This is a genomic window from Leifsonia sp. 21MFCrub1.1 (assembly GCF_900107895.1).
Taxonomy (GTDB): Bacteria; Actinomycetota; Actinomycetes; order Actinomycetales; family Microbacteriaceae; genus Leifsonia; species Leifsonia soli.
Genome location: NZ_LT629867.1, coordinates 3,821,219 through 3,835,816, shown reverse-complemented (window position 1 = coordinate 3,835,816; position 14,598 = coordinate 3,821,219). Strand labels below are relative to the sequence as shown.

15 protein-coding genes and 1 pseudogene are annotated in these 14,598 nt (G+C 69.7%); 6 read left to right on the top strand and 10 right to left on the bottom strand.

The window, feature by feature from the left end; all coding sequences use genetic code 11:
- Positions 1-62 precede the first annotated feature (62 nt).
- Positions 63-1,316, bottom strand: coding sequence for an MFS transporter (locus tag BLW09_RS18170; protein ID WP_089916133.1), 1,254 nt, complete (start codon positions 1,314-1,316; stop codon positions 63-65).
- Entirely contained in the window at positions 1,313-2,185 is an 873-nt protein-coding gene (locus BLW09_RS18165) for a helix-turn-helix domain-containing protein (RefSeq protein WP_157697000.1), read from the bottom strand. The genes BLW09_RS18170 and BLW09_RS18165 overlap by 4 nt, the downstream gene beginning before the upstream one ends.
- A gap of 184 nt (positions 2,186-2,369) precedes the next feature.
- On the opposite strand from BLW09_RS18165, the gene BLW09_RS19010 reads away from it, so the two are divergent.
- Complete coding sequence (locus tag BLW09_RS19010; RefSeq protein ID WP_157696999.1) at positions 2,370-2,912, top strand: MmyB family transcriptional regulator; 543 nt, start codon at positions 2,370-2,372, stop codon at positions 2,910-2,912.
- A 40-nt stretch (positions 2,913-2,952) separates the two neighbouring features.
- On the opposite strand, the gene BLW09_RS18155 is transcribed toward BLW09_RS19010, so the two are convergent.
- The gene (locus BLW09_RS18155) at positions 2,953-3,555 is read right to left on the bottom strand and encodes a TetR/AcrR family transcriptional regulator (protein ID WP_157696998.1); all 603 of its coding nucleotides are present in this window, start codon (positions 3,553-3,555) and stop codon (positions 2,953-2,955) included.
- 139 nt (positions 3,556-3,694) lie between these two features.
- On the opposite strand from BLW09_RS18155, the gene BLW09_RS19125 reads away from it, so the two are divergent.
- The gene (locus BLW09_RS19125) at positions 3,695-3,979 is read left to right on the top strand and encodes a hypothetical protein (RefSeq protein ID WP_089916121.1); all 285 of its coding nucleotides are present in this window, start codon (positions 3,695-3,697) and stop codon (positions 3,977-3,979) included.
- Positions 3,980-3,983: 4 nt separating this feature from the next.
- On the opposite strand, the gene BLW09_RS18145 is transcribed toward BLW09_RS19125, so the two are convergent.
- A complete protein-coding gene (locus BLW09_RS18145; RefSeq protein ID WP_089916119.1) occupies positions 3,984-5,120 on the bottom strand; it encodes an FAD binding domain-containing protein in 1,137 nt (378 codons plus the stop codon).
- A 134-nt stretch (positions 5,121-5,254) separates the two neighbouring features.
- Here BLW09_RS18145 and BLW09_RS18140 point away from each other — a divergent pair, with 134 nt between their 5' ends.
- Both BLW09_RS18140 and BLW09_RS18135 read left to right on the top strand, forming a co-directional pair.
- A complete protein-coding gene (locus BLW09_RS18140; RefSeq protein ID WP_089916115.1) occupies positions 5,255-6,310 on the top strand; it encodes a Dyp-type peroxidase in 1,056 nt (351 codons plus the stop codon).
- A 21-nt stretch (positions 6,311-6,331) separates the two neighbouring features.
- Positions 6,332-7,132, top strand: coding sequence for a family 1 encapsulin nanocompartment shell protein (locus BLW09_RS18135; RefSeq protein WP_089916112.1), 801 nt, complete (start codon positions 6,332-6,334; stop codon positions 7,130-7,132).
- Between the two features lie 49 nt (positions 7,133-7,181).
- On the opposite strand, the gene BLW09_RS18130 is transcribed toward BLW09_RS18135, so the two are convergent.
- From BLW09_RS18130 to BLW09_RS18120, 3 genes are all read right to left on the bottom strand, one after another.
- The gene (locus BLW09_RS18130; RefSeq protein WP_089916109.1) at positions 7,182-8,498 is read right to left on the bottom strand and encodes an MFS transporter; all 1,317 of its coding nucleotides are present in this window, start codon (positions 8,496-8,498) and stop codon (positions 7,182-7,184) included.
- A gap of 31 nt (positions 8,499-8,529) precedes the next feature.
- Positions 8,530-9,222 (bottom strand): VOC family protein, encoded by a 693-nt coding sequence (locus tag BLW09_RS18125; RefSeq protein ID WP_089916106.1) that lies wholly within the window; start codon positions 9,220-9,222, stop codon positions 8,530-8,532.
- A 182-nt stretch (positions 9,223-9,404) separates the two neighbouring features.
- Positions 9,405-9,890: a MarR family winged helix-turn-helix transcriptional regulator gene (locus BLW09_RS18120; protein ID WP_157696997.1), complete on the bottom strand. Its 486-nt coding sequence runs from the start codon at positions 9,888-9,890 to the stop codon at positions 9,405-9,407.
- A 166-nt stretch (positions 9,891-10,056) separates the two neighbouring features.
- Between BLW09_RS18120 and BLW09_RS18115 the strand changes: the two genes are divergently transcribed.
- Positions 10,057-11,760: an FAD-dependent oxidoreductase gene (locus BLW09_RS18115; RefSeq protein WP_197682035.1), complete on the top strand. Its 1,704-nt coding sequence runs from the start codon at positions 10,057-10,059 to the stop codon at positions 11,758-11,760.
- A 111-nt stretch (positions 11,761-11,871) separates the two neighbouring features.
- Positions 11,872-12,708 carry an alpha/beta fold hydrolase gene (locus BLW09_RS18110; protein WP_089916097.1) on the top strand — a complete coding sequence of 279 codons (837 nt, stop codon included), beginning with the start codon at positions 11,872-11,874 and terminating at the stop codon, positions 12,706-12,708.
- A 65-nt stretch (positions 12,709-12,773) separates the two neighbouring features.
- Here the strand turns inward: BLW09_RS18110 and BLW09_RS18105 are convergent, their stop codons facing one another.
- The 3 genes and pseudogenes from BLW09_RS18105 to BLW09_RS18095 all read right to left on the bottom strand — a co-directional run bounded on the left by BLW09_RS18105 (position 12,774) and on the right by BLW09_RS18095 (position 14,376).
- On the bottom strand, positions 12,774-13,499 hold the full coding sequence (locus tag BLW09_RS18105) for a Type 1 glutamine amidotransferase-like domain-containing protein (RefSeq protein WP_089916095.1): 726 nt from the start codon (positions 13,497-13,499) through the stop codon (positions 12,774-12,776).
- 118 nt (positions 13,500-13,617) lie between these two features.
- Positions 13,618-13,926: pseudogene (locus BLW09_RS18100) on the bottom strand (YbhB/YbcL family Raf kinase inhibitor-like protein); the annotation flags it as partial.
- A gap of 54 nt (positions 13,927-13,980) precedes the next feature.
- A complete protein-coding gene (locus BLW09_RS18095; RefSeq protein ID WP_157696996.1) occupies positions 13,981-14,376 on the bottom strand; it encodes a hypothetical protein in 396 nt (131 codons plus the stop codon).
- Positions 14,377-14,598 lie beyond the last annotated feature (222 nt).

The following is a 14,598-nucleotide window of genomic DNA, read 5'->3' as shown; positions in this document are numbered from 1 at the left end:
CGCAGGTGTGAGCGCGGATCGGGACATCGGTGGCGACGTTTAGGACATCTCGACCGTCGCCCTCACCGCTGACCCGTCGCCGCGCGCCGGACCCGCGGAGCCCTGCGCCGCATGATGGCGCCGGCGAGCGTCGTCGCGACGAGCACGATCGCGATGAACACGAGCAGCACGGCGGTCGGCGTGGTGAACGAGAGCGCGGCGCCGACGAGGAGGACCGGGATCGCGAGACCCGCGTACGCGATCAGGAAGATGAGCGCGAGCGTCTCGCCCTTCCTGGCCGGATCCGCGACGGACGTGGCCGTCATGACGGCACCCTTGAACAGCAGCCCGACGCCCAGACCGGCGACGGCCCCGCCGACGATGAAGACGGCGAGCGCGGGAACCACCGCGCCGGCGGCGACGACGAGCAGGCCAGCGCCGCACGCGCCGATCGCGATCCCGAACTGCGTGCGGACCGGCAGTGGAGCGAGCAGGAGCTGTCCTGCCGCGGCGGCGGCGAAGACGACGAAGGACGTCGCGCCCGCGAGCAGATGGTCGGGCGCCAGGAACGTGGAGACCAGGAACGTCGGCGCGAGCGAGGTGAAGAGCCCGAGGACGGCGAAGCCGGAGAATGCGCCGAAGGCGGCCACGAGGAACGGGGCGCGCGCACCCGGGGGAACCGACAGCCGTTGCGGACGGTACCGAGGTGCTTCCTCCGGGATCTCCACCGTCTCCGGCACCAGCAGCACGGCGAGCGCGGCGACGATCAGGACGACCATGAAGACGAGATGGGGAAGCATGAGCGGGGCGGGCAGGAACTCGGCGAAGATCCCGCCGATCAGCGGTCCGAGAGAGAGCCCGCCGAGATTCGCAGCGCCCGACACGGACGCCGCGATCACGGCGTTCTCCTGCGGACGCGCCACCGAGCGCAGCTCGCCGAGGTGAGCGGTCGCGGTGGCGGTGAGGATGCCGATGCTGACCCCGTTGACGAAGCGGGCGGCGATCAGCCCGGGGACCTCGGTCCACATCAGGAACATCAGCGCCGAGACGGCGGAGATGAGCACGGCGATGACCAGAACGCGACGCCGCCCCAGCCAGTCGCTGACGTGGCCGGCCACGTAGAGCGACACGATGACGCCGACGGCGTACGCGGCGAAGATCGCCGTGATCACGAACGGAGGGAAGCCGTCGCGCTGCTGGTACAGCGGGTACAGCGGCGTGGGGACCGTCGAGTACGCCATGACCAGGAGGAACGTGACCGCCACGACCCAGAATCCGGCGCCGTGGCGGATGCGGGGCCTGCGTCTCGTCGGACGGAGGTCGAGTTCTCCCGTCATGCCCGACCGGTCGCTCTCCAGTAGCGCAGGAGCTTCAGGCAGATGTGCAGCGCGCTCCGGCTCATCCCGTCGTTGAGCGCCGCCCGCACGGCGTCGGGGAGGTTGTCCAGCCGGTAGTAGAGGGTCGTGCGATGGATGTGGAGCTGCTCGCACGCATCCCGGACCCGGCCGCAGGTGTCGAGGAAGGTCTCGACCGTCTCCAGCTGGACATCGTTGCCGTGCTCCCAGAGCTGGAGGGCCGCCGGAGAGAACATGCCGACGTGGGAACCGTCCGCGTCGATCGAGTCGAGGAGCACCCACGCTCCGAGCTGGGAGATGTCGGCGACGCCTGCCAGGTGCGGAAGCCACGCCACGATCTCCGCGGCGCGCCTGGCCTGTTCGGCGGAGACGGCGAGGTCCTCGTCCTTCCGGTCGAGGCGGGCGGTGCCGATGCCGTGCACATGCAGCCCGCGCGCTGCGGCCTCCTGCATGATCCGGTCGCTCGCGATGCCGGGCTCCCCGCCGTAGCGGTCGGGCAGGACCGCCCGCCCGACGAAGTACAGCAGGTCGTCCCTGTGGCCGATGAAGGTCAGGTCGACCGACTTGACCGCCGCCATGTGCCGTCCGAAGGCGAGCCGGTCGAGCGCGTCCGCCTTCCGGTCGACCGCGACCGCACGCACGATGGTCGCCTCTCCGCGCTCGAGCCAGCGGCGCGAGATGGCCTGCGCGAACGCCCGGCGCCGCACGGCCGGGTCGTCGGCCAGCAGCCGGAGCATCACCGCGTCGTGCGACGGGTCCTCGGCGACGGCCGAGTGCTGGGCGGAGGGGAAGGGCCGGTCGTCCTCGCCGGCGAGCCAGAGGGTTCCGAGCTGTTCCTGAGGCGTGTCCATAGAGCCGATCATTATGGATTCGCGTCTCCACTTGGCTGGCCCGCTGTCACCCTCCCAACACGGGCGGACTTCTCGGACGCGCCGTGTTCGGCGCCGTTTCCGGCGGCGAAGAGCCCCGCTGGAGGGGGAAGGTGACCCTAGCGGCCCCAGTCTCGTCGGGCGGGTCTTCGCTATCGTGACGGCCATGACCGTCGACGGACAGCAGACTCCTGTGCCGCAGGACATCCGCGAGATGATCGAGTCGTGGCCCGGCATCCCGGCGTTCGTGCGGGACCGGTATCTGACGGTCCTGTTCTCGAACGATCTCGCGAAGGCCGTGTCCCCGGCCTTCCACGACGGGGTGAACCTGGCGCGCTCCACCTTTCTCGACTCCGACGTGCTGGTTTCCAACCCCGGCCAGGACGCCATCGTCGAGCATGTCACCGGGACGTTGCGCGACTCGCTGAACCGGCACGAGTCGGACGACGGGTTCGAACGGATCGTCAGCGAGCTCGGAGCCAAGAGCAGCGCGTTCGCCACCGCGTGGGCCCGCGAGGACGCCCCGGACGCGGCCGATTCGTTCACCTTCACGCCCGATGTGGTGGGACGGATGACGCTCGCCTACCAGCAGCTGAACATCCCCGGCTTCTTCGATCTGACCCTGGTCGTCTGGCGGCCGGTCGACGAGAACTCGCGCATGGCGCTGGCGCGGCTGTCCGAGATCGCCTCGGGGGCGGCGGAAGCCTGATCCCTCCCGTTCGGCCGCCGCGAACCGCTCGGACCCGGGCTCAGGCAGCGGCCAGCAGGGAGCTCATCCTGCTGGAGGTCCGTGCGATCGTGTGCAGCTTGTCCGTGGACGCGCCCGTCCGGCTCAGCTGGATGAGCCCCTGCGAGACGAGGACGATGTGGGCGCTCAGGGACGCCCCTTCGTCGTCGGGGACAGCGAGCTCGCCGTCGGAGACGCCCTGGAGGACGCGGGCCCGCACGATCTCTTCCAGCGCGCTGAGGGTCCGGCTGCCGATGTCGACCACTTCGGGATGACGCGAGCCGAGCTCGGTGATGCTGTTGAGCATGAGGCACCCGCGTCGATCGGGGTGGATGGTGCAGTCGGCGATGATCGCATCCAGATAGTTCGCGACGGCGTCCTCGAAGGTGCCGCGGTGAGCGCCGACCACTGAATCCACCATCCGGACCCGGCCCTCGCAGTACCGGCCGAAGACCGCGAGGAAGAGGCCGAGCTTGCTCCCGTAGGCGCCGTAGATGCTGCCGTTCCCCAGCCCGGACAGGCGGCCGATGTCCTCCACGCGGGTCGCCGCGTACCCGGTGGTCCAGAAGATCTCCTGGGCGCAGTCCAGCAGCTGCTCCTCGTCGAAGCTCCGTGGCCTGCCCATAACGGTCCACGCTACTGCTTCACACGGATGAAGCAAACAATCCGCGACACCGCCGGTCGGCCACGTTGCTACAAGGTGAGGGTGCGCCGGGCGGAGCCCCCGGTTATCGTGACGACGCATCCGACCGAAAGGAACCGTCATGACCGACCTCACGCCCGCGCACCTCAGCGAGCACCACCGCACCACCCTGGAGCAGATCGAGCGTCACCCCACCTCGCACAACATCGAGTGGCACGACGTCCTCGCCCTGCTCGACGAGGCCGGCGCGGTCCGCGAGGAGCACGACGGAAAGTACATCGTGAAGCTGGGGGAGGAGCGCCTGGTGATCAGCCGACCGCGTCACAAGGACATCGACGAGCAGCTGGTGGTCGATCTGCGCCGTCTCTTCACGGCGGCCGGATACCTGCCCACCTCGCGCGCGTAGCGGGTCAGCGGAGCGCCCGGGCCAGCGGCAGCGAGTCGCCGAGGCGCTGCCCGTACTGTGCGATCGACCGCCCCACCGGGAGGCGCTGCGCCTGATACCGGTCCAATGCCTCCGGCACGGGGAGGCGGTCGAGCAGCGCGGCGAGCGCGAGGGCGTCTCCGGCCGCCTTCGCCGCTCCCATCGCCGTGTGCGGGCGGACGACGACCGCGGCGTCGCCCAGCAGTGCGACGCGATGCCGGGCCATGGCGGACGGCACGTAGTCGACGATGGCCTGCAGGAAGGGCTGCGGCTCGGCATCGACCGCCTCGGCGAACTCCGGCGGCAGCTCCGCCCTCGCGTCCGCGCGAAGCTGCTCGCGCAGGGCCTCCGGCAGTTCCCCGGGCGCGAGCGACAGGCTGCCGACGGGGCGCCCGATGCCGTCCATGAGCCCGGCGAGGTCGGCGGCGGAGAGCGGGCGGTACCAGACCCAGTTGTAGCGGCGCTCTCCCGGCGCCAGCTCGCCGCCGGCACCGGGGACGAGGTAGCCGAGCATGTGGGCTCCCGGCGCCGTGAAGAATGCGAAGCGTCCCAGCAGGGTGCCGGCTGCCCGGCCGGTGAGCGCCTGCTCCGGGATCAGCCCCCGCCAGGTGACGTAGCCGACGTACCTGTTGCCCCTGTCGTCTGGGACGACCGCCCGGCGCGTCACGGATCGCAGGCCGTCTGCTCCCACGACGAGGTCGAAGAACCGCCGCTCGCCGCTGTTCAGCTCCACCTCCGCGCTGACGTCGGTCGAGCGGACGGCGCGCACGGCGTGGTCGAGACGGTAGGCGTCCGCCGGGATCAGGTCGCGCAGCACCTCGTAGAGGTAGTCCCACGACAGCTGCATCTGCGGCGTGGGATCGCGGGACAGGATGCCTCCCGCGCGGCCCAGGGTGATGCGCTCCTCGGCGACGACACCGACACGGGATGCATCCGCCCGCCCCACGCGCTGCAACAGGGTGAGCAGCTCCTGCTGAGCGACGAGACCGGCGCCGCGGCGGGCGAGCCCGTGGCGGGAGCGCTCCAGGACGGTCACCCTGTGCCCGCTCTGCGTCAGCAGCGCTGCGGCGAACAGGCCACCGATGGACCCGCCGACGACGCCGATCTCCAGCTTCTCGACCATAGGGATGAGGCTAGGGGCGGCCCGCGCGGCCCCGTTCCTACATCGGATGGAAAGCCGCGGGAAGCCTCTGGGTGGGGCTGGCCGGGTCACCTTCGATGCGATCCGGCGCACCTAGACTCCCCAGCGGAGGTCCGATGGCAGAGCAAGCAGGGGCGACGGGGAATCGACGCGTGCCCATCGATGCGCAGCAGGTGGATGCACCGCTGACGCAGACCGCGGTGTTCCTGGTGGTGACGGTGACGGACGCACCGGACGCCATCGCGACGATCCGGTCGGTGCTCGCCGACCTCTCCGGCTTGATCAAGACCGTGGCGTTCCGCGACCTCGGGGCGAACCTCACCTGCACCGTCGGTGTCGGCGCGGCGGTGTGGACGGACCTCACGGGGATGCCGTCGCCTCGCGAGCTGCGCCCGTTCCTGCCCGTCGAGGGAGCCCGCCACACCGCACCGGCGACGCCCGGCGACCTGTTGTTCCACATCCGCTCCGATCGGCGGGATCTGTGCTTCGAGTTCGAGCGGCTGCTGCTCAGCGGGCTCGGGGATGCGGTGGCCGTCGCCGACGAGACCGTCGGCTTCCGCTATTTCGACGTCCGGGACCTGCTGGGCTTCGTGGACGGCACCGCCAATCCCGTCGGGCCGGCGTTGCCGGAGTCCACGCTCGTCGGGGACGAGGACCCGGATGTCGCCGGGGGCAGTTACGTCGTGGTCCAGAAGTATCTGCATCCGATCGCCGCGTGGCAGTCGCTGACGACGGAGCAGCAGGAGGCGATCATCGGGCGGACGAAGGCGGACAACGTCGAGCTGGATGACGCCGCGACCGGCCAGAAGTCGCACAAGACGCTCGCCACCATCGTCGACGCGGAGGGCGTCGAGCACGACATCCTCCGGGACAACATGCCCTTCGGCAGTCCGGGATCCGACCAGTTCGGCACCTACTTCATCGGGTACTGCCGCAACCTCTGGGTCATCCAGCAGATGCTCGAGCGCATGTTCATCGGCGATCCTCCTGGGCTCCACGACCGCCTGCTCGATTTCTCGTCGGCCGTGACAGGAAGCGCCTTCTTCGTGCCGCCCGCCGAGATCCTCGACGGGCTCGACGACGCTCCGGCGGCCGTCCCGCCGGCGCAACCGGCACCATCCACGCCGGCCGGGACGACGGACGGCTCGCTCGGACTCGGCGCGCTCCGTTGACGCAGTGAAAGGGAAGATGACATGAACCACCTGTTCCGCGACCTGGCGCCGATCACCGACGACACCTGGACGATGCTCGACGACGAAGCGCGCGCCCGGCTGGCTCCGGCGCTCGGCGGCCGCAGGCTCGTCGACTTCGTCGGCCCCCTGGGCTGGGAGCACTCGGCCACCTCGACGGGCCGGGTCGGAGGCGTCGTCGACACGGCGGACCGGGCCGTGATCGCGCGCTCGCGTGCCGTGCTCCCGCTCGCCGAGGTCCGTGCGGAGTTCACCCTCTCGCGAGCGGAGCTCGATGCCGCCGCACGGGGCGCGATCGACGTCGACCTCTCGTCCCTCGACAGGGCGGCCGCGCAGCTGGCCACCGTCGAGAACTCCGCCATCTTCAACGGCTGGGAGGCGGTCGGCTTCGACGGGATCATCCCGTCCAGTCCGGCCGCCCCGCTGGTCCGATCGGACGACCCGCGCCGGCTCGCCGAGCAGGTCGCGGCGGCCGCGGCGCAGCTGAAGCGCGCGGGCGTCGACGGCCCGTACGGACTGGCCGTCGACTCCGACACCTGGATCAACGTCGTCGGCGGCAGCGATCAGGGCGGAAGCCCTCTCTACAAGCACCTCGAGACGCTCCTCGGCGGACCCGTCGTCTGGGCGCCGGGGGTGGATGGGGCGGTGGTCGTCAGCCTCCGGGGCGGCGACTACGTCTTCGAGTCGGGACAGGACATCGCCATCGGCTACGCGCACCACACGGGCGACGAGGTGTTCCTGTACCTCGAGGAGACCTTCAGCTTCCGGGTGGCGACGCCGGAAGCGGCCGCGGCGATCGGCTGAGCCTCACGCCGGGCCGCTCCAGGCGGACGGGGTGCGTCGTTCGGGACCCTCAGCCCCGCGGCGCCTTCACCCCGAGCAGCTCTTTCGTCACCCGGAACGTCTCGGGCGAGACGAGGGCGACGACGGACGAGATCACGGAGACGGCAGCGCACAGCAGGATCGCCGGCGCCCAGTTCGCGCCGTTCGCACCGATGCCCTGGGCGATCGCCGGAGCGAAGCCGGACAGGAGGATCCCGAGCATCAGCGCGACGGCCATCCCGGTGTACCGGCAGGCTGCCGGGAACTGCTCCGGGTACCACGTCGCTCCGACCGTGATCGGGATGGCGTAGAAGACGCCGATCCCGAGGATCCCGGACAGGTAGACCAACGGGATGTTGTCCGCGTCGATCGCGACGAACTGGAGCGCGATGAACACCGTCGCGCCGATGGAGCCGACGATGAACAGGCTCCGACGTCCGAACCGGTCGGAGAGCCATCCGGCGATCGGCGACATCACCATCGCGGCGAGGTTGCCCAGCGAGACCACCGCCAGCATCACCGCGCTCGGGATTCCGTGCTGCGAGCCGTAGGAGAGGGCGAACACGTTGAAGATGGTGCCGACGACGTTGATCGTGCTCAGCAGCAGGACCCGCAGGGTCGTGCGCCAGTGGTCCTTCAGCAGGACGGCGATGGGCAGACGGGCCCGTTCTCCCTCGGTGCGCATCGTGGTGAACGTCTCCGGCTCCTCCAGCTTGCGGCGGAGGAGGGAGGCGATGACCGTGAAGACGCCGCTCGCCAGGAACGGGATGCGCCATCCCCAGCTGTAGAGGGCGCTCTCCGGAAGCAGGGCGATCGGGATGAAGACGAGGCTCCCCAGCGCGATCCCGAACTGCATCCCGCTCATGGTGAAGCTCGTGTAGTAGGCGCGACGCCCGTCCGGGGCGTGCTCGACGGTCAGCGACGTCGACCCCGGCGACTCTCCGCCCGCGGACAACCCCTGCACCAGGCGCAGGAGCACCAGGAGGGCCGGGGCCGCCCAGCCGATGGCGTCGAACGTGGGGAGGAGTCCGATCAGGAAGGTCGCGACGCCCATCAGGGCGATCGTGAGGATGAGCGCGCGCCGGCGTCCGAAGCGGTCTCCGATGTGCCCCCACAGCACCGCGCCGAAGGGGCGGACGATGTAGGCCACTCCGAAGGTGGCGATCGACAGGAGCGTGGCCGACGCCCCGGATTCGGGGAAGAAGAGCCGCCCGAAGATGAGCGCGGACGCGGATCCGTAAATGAGGAAGTCGTAGTACTCGAGGGCGCTGCCGAAGAAGCCGGAGAGAGCGGCGCGACGGACTTTCGTCCGCGTGCCGACGGATTCCGAGTGGACGATGGTGGACATGTTGTCTCCGATACGGGTGAGGTGACGCCGTCTACAGGGTGATGGGTGCGAGCCGGATGACCTGAGGCCCGGCCGTCGAGTCGAAGCCGACGGCGTAGAGGCCGTCGGCGAGACCGTTGAACTGGATGTCGATCCCGAGCTCCGCAGGGTCGATGTCACCGAGCCACTCGCGGAGCGACGCTTCGTCGCCGCCGAGTTCGAGTGAGGTGACCCCGAGGCCCCGGACGTCGCCGGTGCCGGGCTGGGCGGGGAGGATGCTGGAGTGGGTGTCGAGGTCGGCCACGTAGTAGATGTTCGGCTTGCCGAGCAGCCACGACCCGAGGAAGTCGGGAGCGTGCGCCGCCTTTCCGCGCTTCTGGCGAGGGACCATGACCTCCTTGCCTCCGGCGATCTCGGTCGCCACCTCCACACCGCGGTGGGCCGCGAAGCGTGCGATCTCATCGAGGTCGTCGCTACGGAGGCACAGGCCGGCGAAGCAGTCGCCCGCGGCGGTCTGCCGCTCCAGTTCGAGGGCGAGCGGCTTCCTCTCGGCGATCATCGTGTGGTCGACGATGCTCTCGATCTCGAGGTAGACGCCTCCGCCGAGGGAGATGATCTTCTGGCCGAGTCCCAGCCCGGGAAAGTAGCCGCCGTCGGCGCTGCCGATGCCGGTCATCCTGCTCAGTTCGATGGTCGTGCGATACAGGTTGTCGGACCAGATGGCTATGTGGTCGAGTGCGATCATGCGCGCTCCTTCGTAGGCCGGAAGCCGTCGGTCCGGGTGCGGAGCCGCTGTCGCGTGCGCGTCAGGCTTCTTCGCCTCGACCTTCGACTTATTACAAATTCGAAGATAATGCGGTCACGTTACCAGAAAACGCGCCGGTTGTTTCAAATTTGTAAAACCCGGGATCCAGCGATCCGGCCGCGCTACGGAGCGAGGTCCTCCGGGATGAGGCCGCCGGTCTCCTCCCCGCGCAGATGCAGCTGAAGCGCGCCCAGGATGCGGTGGGCCTGCTCGACCTGCTCCCGGGTCAGCGGGGCGATCGACGCCTCGACGATCATGTCGTTCTGAGCCTGCGAGACCTCGCGGAGGAGGGCCCGGCCCTGCTCGGTGATGCGCGCGAGCACGCCGCGCTCGTCCCCGGGGGCGATGACCCGCTCCGCCAGCCCGGCCTTCTCCAGCTGGGCGAGCTGGTAGGTCAGCCCGCTGGGGGTGCTGACGAGCTTCTTCGCCAGCTCCGTCATGCGCAGCTCGCCGCCGGCGTTGCGCAGACGGATCAGGACCTCGTACTGGGTGTACTTGATGCCGGTGTGCTCGCGCGTCGCGCGATCCGCTCTCCGCTCGAGCAGCTTGCCGACGTCGATGAGCCGTTCGAACACGGCCAGCTCGATGGAATCGACCAACTCAGCCATCACGATCCCCTCTCCCACGACGCATGCCGATGCTCGCCTGCCTTCCGACCGCGACAATGCTATCGACCGGTCGTGGGGGACGCAGCCGAGCCCGGGCTTCCAAGGTTCGCAGGCTTCCGACGTTCGCAGGATGTCGCGGGCCCTCGCACGACCTAAGCTCTGCGGCGTGGACTCCGAAGGCGACCGTCAGCAGGAGGTCTTCCGCGCTCCGGCGGGAACCGCGGCCAACCCGGTGCTGACGCCGGACGAGATGGCGGGGATCGCGGCGCTCGGTCTGACGCACTCCTTCCGCGCGGGCGAGTACCTCTTCCAGGCCGGCGACGCCGACATCGACTTCTTCGTGATCGAGGAGGGGGAGGTCGACGTCGTCCAAGAGGCGACCGCCGACTCTCCGGAGCGGGTGGTGTCGCGCTGGCAGGCCGGTGAGTTCCTGGGCGAGCTGAACATGCTCAACGGCCAGCGTTCGCTCCTCAGCGCGCGCATGATCCAGCCGGGCCTGGTCCGGCGCATCCCTCTCGCTTCGCTCAGGCGCCGCATGGCGGTCGACCATGCCATCGCCGATACGCTCCTGTCCGCGTTCCGCGCCAGACGGCGCCTCCTGATGAGCACCGCGGACATGACGCTTCAGATCGTCGGCGTCGAGGGGTCGCCGGATGCGATGGCCCTCCGCCGCTATGTGGCCCGGATGGAGCTGCCGCACCGCTGGGTGGACGCACGGACGGACGCGGGCCGCTCTGCGCTCCAGGTGTGCGGAGTCGTGGAGGACGAGCTCCCGGTCGTCATCACCCGCGGGGGCGTGCACCGCCGGGCGACCCCGGCGCAGCTCGCGGAAGCTCTCGGGCTCTCCTTCCGCGCCCGAGACGGTGCCGGCAGCCGCTTCGACCTGGTGGTGATCGGGGCGGGGCCCTCCGGGCTCGCCGCCGGGATCTACGGTGCCTCGGAGGGCCTGTCGACGCTGGTGCTGGATGAGCTCGCTCCCGGCGGCCAGGCGGCCTCGAGCTCGCGCATCGAGAACTACCTCGGGTTCCCCGACGGCCTCTCCGGTGCCGACCTCACCGAGCTGGCCGCGCTGCAGGCCCTGAAGTTCGGTGTGCGGTTCTCGGCACCGACCCGGGTGATCGCGCTGTCGACCGGATCGGATGCCGTACGGATCGAGCTCGACAGCGGGGATGCCGTGCACGCGGGGGCCGTGATCGTCGCAACGGGCGCACAGTATCGGCGCCTTCCGCTCGACCGGTGGGCCGAGTTCGAGGGAGGAAGCATCTTCTTCGCCGCGACCGAGCTCGAGGCCCGCTCGTGCGGAGCTCGTCCCGTCGCCGTCGTGGGCGGCGCGAACTCGGCCGGGCAGGCCGCTCTCTTCCTCGCCGATCAGGGCAGTCGCGTCCGCCTCATCGTCCGCGGCCCGTCGGTCCGCGCGGGGATGTCCGCGTACCTCGTGGACCGCGTGCTCGGCCATCCCCGGATCGACGTCCTCACCTCGACGCAGGTGACCCGCCTGCACGGACGCTCGCAGCTGGACGCCATCACGGTGACAACGGCGGACGGCGGGTCGCACCGGATCGATGCGGCCGGCTTGTTCTGCTTCATCGGCGCGCACCCGGGCACGGAATGGATCTCGGACGCGGAACGCGACGACAGCGGATTCCTGCTCACCGACGCCGACATCCCGGCCGTCGGCCCTGCCTGGCAGGCTCTGAACCGCCGGCCGCTCCCGTTCGAGACGAGCCTGCCGCGCGTCTTCGCCGCGGGCGACGTACGCCACGGCTCGATGAAGCGGGTCGCGGCAGCGGTCGGGGAGGGATCGAGCGCCGTCGCCTCCGTGCACCGTGTCCTGGCACCGGATGCGGTCGCACCTTCTGGACAAAAGTAGGACCCCGAACGAGGGGTGCGAGCCGTAGTGTGAGAACGCTCTCCGCTATCGCCACGAGCATCCACACCGTCGCCCCGCGCATCCCGGTGCGACATGAACCGGAGGTCGAACATGCCCTTTGTGACCACAGAAGACGGCGCCGAAATCTACTATAAGGACTGGGGCAGCCACGACGCCCAGCCCATCATGTTCCACCACGGCTGGCCCCTGTCCGCCGATGACTGGGACGCCCAGATGCTCTACTTCCTCGGGAAGGGCTTCCGCGTGATCGCCAGCGACCGCCGCGGCCACGGCCGCTCGTCGCAGATCAGCACCGGGCACGACATGGACCACTACGCCAGCGACGCCTCGGCCGTCGTCGAGCACCTCGACCTGCGCAACGCCATCCACATCGGGCACTCCACCGGTGGCGGTCAGGTCGCGCGCTACGTCGCGAAGTACGGAGAGCCCCAGGGCCGCGTCGCGAAGGCCGTGCTGGTCTCGTCGGTGCCCCCGCTGATGGTGCAGACCGAGGCCAACCCGGAGGGAACCCCGATCTCGGTCTTCGACGGCTTCCGCGCGGCGCTGGCAGCGAACCGTGCCGAGTTCTTCCAGGCCGTGGCGTCCGGCCCGTTCTACGGTTTCAACCGTCCGGGTGTCACCGTGTCGGAGCCCGTGGTCGCCAACTGGTGGCGTCAGGGGATGATGGGCAGCGCCCTCGCCCACTACGAGGGCATCAAGGCCTTCTCTGAGACCGACCAGACGGAGGACCTGAAGGCGATCTCGGTGCCGGTGCTGGTCACGCAGGGCGACGACGACCAGATCGTCCCCTACAAGGACGCGTCGATCAAGCAGGCCGAACTCCTGCAGAACGCGACCCTGAAGATCTACGAGGGCTACCCGCACGGAATGCTGACGACGCACGCCGACGTCATCAACCCCGACATCCTCGCCTTCATCCAGCAGTAACCCGGCTCACGCATTCGCCGACGGCGCACCCAGGGTCTCCCGGGGTGCGCCGTTGGCGTTCGCGGTCACGCGCCGATCGTCGAGACCAGCACGCCGCCCTCGATCGGCAGCGCCCGCCAGACGCTGCCCGCGCCTTCGACCCGGAGTGCGCCGTCGCCCACGATCAGGGCCGTGCGCTCGTCGATGCCGAGCCCGCCCGCGATCAGTCCGGATTCGACGGCCGCGACCAGCCGGGACAGCATGCCGCGCTGGGCGACATGCACGTCGATGGCCACGTCGACGAGACCGATTCCGGTCTCGATCTGAAGCTCCTCGCCCGCTTCGTCGGGGTCTTCGGGGGACACGACCACACCGCCGATGCGCGAGCCGCCGCCGAGCGAGCCCTCCGCCGCAACCATCGCACCGGCTGAGACGCCGAGGTAGGGCACGCCGCCGGAGACCTGCCGGCGCAACTCGCCGAACACCGGTTCGAGCCCGGCGCGCACCTCCTCGACGATGCCGCCCCCCACCGCGATGCCGTCGACATCGGCGATCGCGCCGAGCCCGATCGGCTCCCCGGCCCGCCCGGCGGTCAGGAGCAGCTCGATCGTGGTCCCCGCCGCCGCCTCGACCAGGAGCTCGCCGAGCGCCACCGCCTTCTCCTCGGCCTCGGGATGCAGGGAGATCACCGCGATCCGCGGCCGCGTGCGCCCCGCCTCCCTCGCTCGCAGCGACGCTTCGGCGACGAACGGCGCGTAGAGCGGAGCATCAGCGATCGCGGTCGCGCCGCCGCCGACGAGGTGCACGCTCACGCCGCGCCCTCCCCGGCTGCGATCGGATGCAACGGGGCTGCGTCGTGCGCATCGAAGATCATCGGAAAAGGCTACCCGAGCCGGAATCGGGCGGATGACCGGTGGTTCCCGGCGCGGTTCAGGAAGCTGCCGCGTCCGCCACCGGTTCAGGGGTGCCGTCGAGGCGGGTCTGGGTGAGTCCGACCAGCTGGGCCCGTCCGATGATGTGCGGTCTCAGGCGCAGCCCGATGATCGCGGGGGTCACATCGGCGGTCACCTCGAGAATAGGGACGTCGAGGGCGCTGAGGGTGTAGACGTACCGGTGCGGCCCGCTCCCGGCCGGCGGGGCAGCGCCGATGAAGACATCCGTTCCGTACTCGTTCCGCCGGCGGGTTGCTCCGGCAGGAAGCAGGGCGTCGTCGGTGCCCGCTCCTCGAGGAAGTCTCGTCGGCGAGGGTGGTGGCGAAGCTCAGCTACCTGCGGGCTGAGACGCTGATCCCGCTCAGCTTGTTGGCCTACCCATGGCGTACGTCAACGAGTGAATTCGTGACGCTATTTCGTCCGACGAGTATGACCGGAGGCTCGGCTTGATCGGCGTGAGGACGATCGCGGCTAACTCGCCAAGGCGCTTGATCTTCAACGCGGGTCGAGTCACGACGCCCAGCCTTGATGTGGCAACCTCCAACTCGAGCACGCCTGCGAGTGGAATCAAGGTCAGTAGCCGAGGGTCACCGATGCCGACGAACAGTCGGATCCCCGCAGCGCCGACATCGACCACCGCGTAACGGACTCCGGAAAGCGTGGACAGGTCAACGCCCAGGTGGGTCCACTGACCGTCCGTTACTGCAACGAGCAGCGGTTCGTGCGCCGGATTGGCTGCACGGACCTTGGCAACCATCCTTCGGAGGCTTACGGCTAGTGCGAGATACACGAGAACCGCCACCACCGCCACGGAGGCGACTCCCCACAAATAAGGTCGCCACCGGCCGATTTGCGGTGCCGCGATCATCGACGCAACCGTCATCACAAGGCCGATTCCGACGAGGGCGTAGACAACTATTCGCGGTCGAAGACTCACTGGTTACCGCCCCACTGGCACTGGTTACCGCCCCACTGGTTA

Coding starts and splice junctions, on each gene's coding strand:
- BLW09_RS19010 (WP_157696999.1), top strand. CDS start 2,370: ATGACCGTCGACGGACAGCAGACTCCTGTGCCGCAGGACATCCGCGAG.
- BLW09_RS18110 (WP_089916097.1), top strand. CDS start 11,872: ATGCCCTTTGTGACCACAGAAGACGGCGCCGAAATCTACTATAAGGAC.
- BLW09_RS18095 (WP_157696996.1), bottom strand. CDS start 14,376: ATGGTTGCCAAGGTCCGTGCAGCCAATCCGGCGCACGAACCGCTGCTC.
- BLW09_RS18120 (WP_157696997.1), bottom strand. CDS start 9,890: ATGGCTGAGTTGGTCGATTCCATCGAGCTGGCCGTGTTCGAACGGCTC.
- BLW09_RS18130 (WP_089916109.1), bottom strand. CDS start 8,498: ATGTCCACCATCGTCCACTCGGAATCCGTCGGCACGCGGACGAAAGTC.
- BLW09_RS18155 (WP_157696998.1), bottom strand. CDS start 3,555: ATGGGCAGGCCACGGAGCTTCGACGAGGAGCAGCTGCTGGACTGCGCC.
- BLW09_RS19125 (WP_089916121.1), top strand. CDS start 3,695: ATGACCGACCTCACGCCCGCGCACCTCAGCGAGCACCACCGCACCACC.
- BLW09_RS18135 (WP_089916112.1), top strand. CDS start 6,332: ATGAACCACCTGTTCCGCGACCTGGCGCCGATCACCGACGACACCTGG.
- BLW09_RS18125 (WP_089916106.1), bottom strand. CDS start 9,222: ATGATCGCACTCGACCACATAGCCATCTGGTCCGACAACCTGTATCGC.
- BLW09_RS18145 (WP_089916119.1), bottom strand. CDS start 5,120: ATGGTCGAGAAGCTGGAGATCGGCGTCGTCGGCGGGTCCATCGGTGGC.
- BLW09_RS18140 (WP_089916115.1), top strand. CDS start 5,255: ATGGCAGAGCAAGCAGGGGCGACGGGGAATCGACGCGTGCCCATCGAT.
- BLW09_RS18170 (WP_089916133.1), bottom strand. CDS start 1,316: ATGACGGGAGAACTCGACCTCCGTCCGACGAGACGCAGGCCCCGCATC.
- BLW09_RS18165 (WP_157697000.1), bottom strand. CDS start 2,185: ATGGACACGCCTCAGGAACAGCTCGGAACCCTCTGGCTCGCCGGCGAG.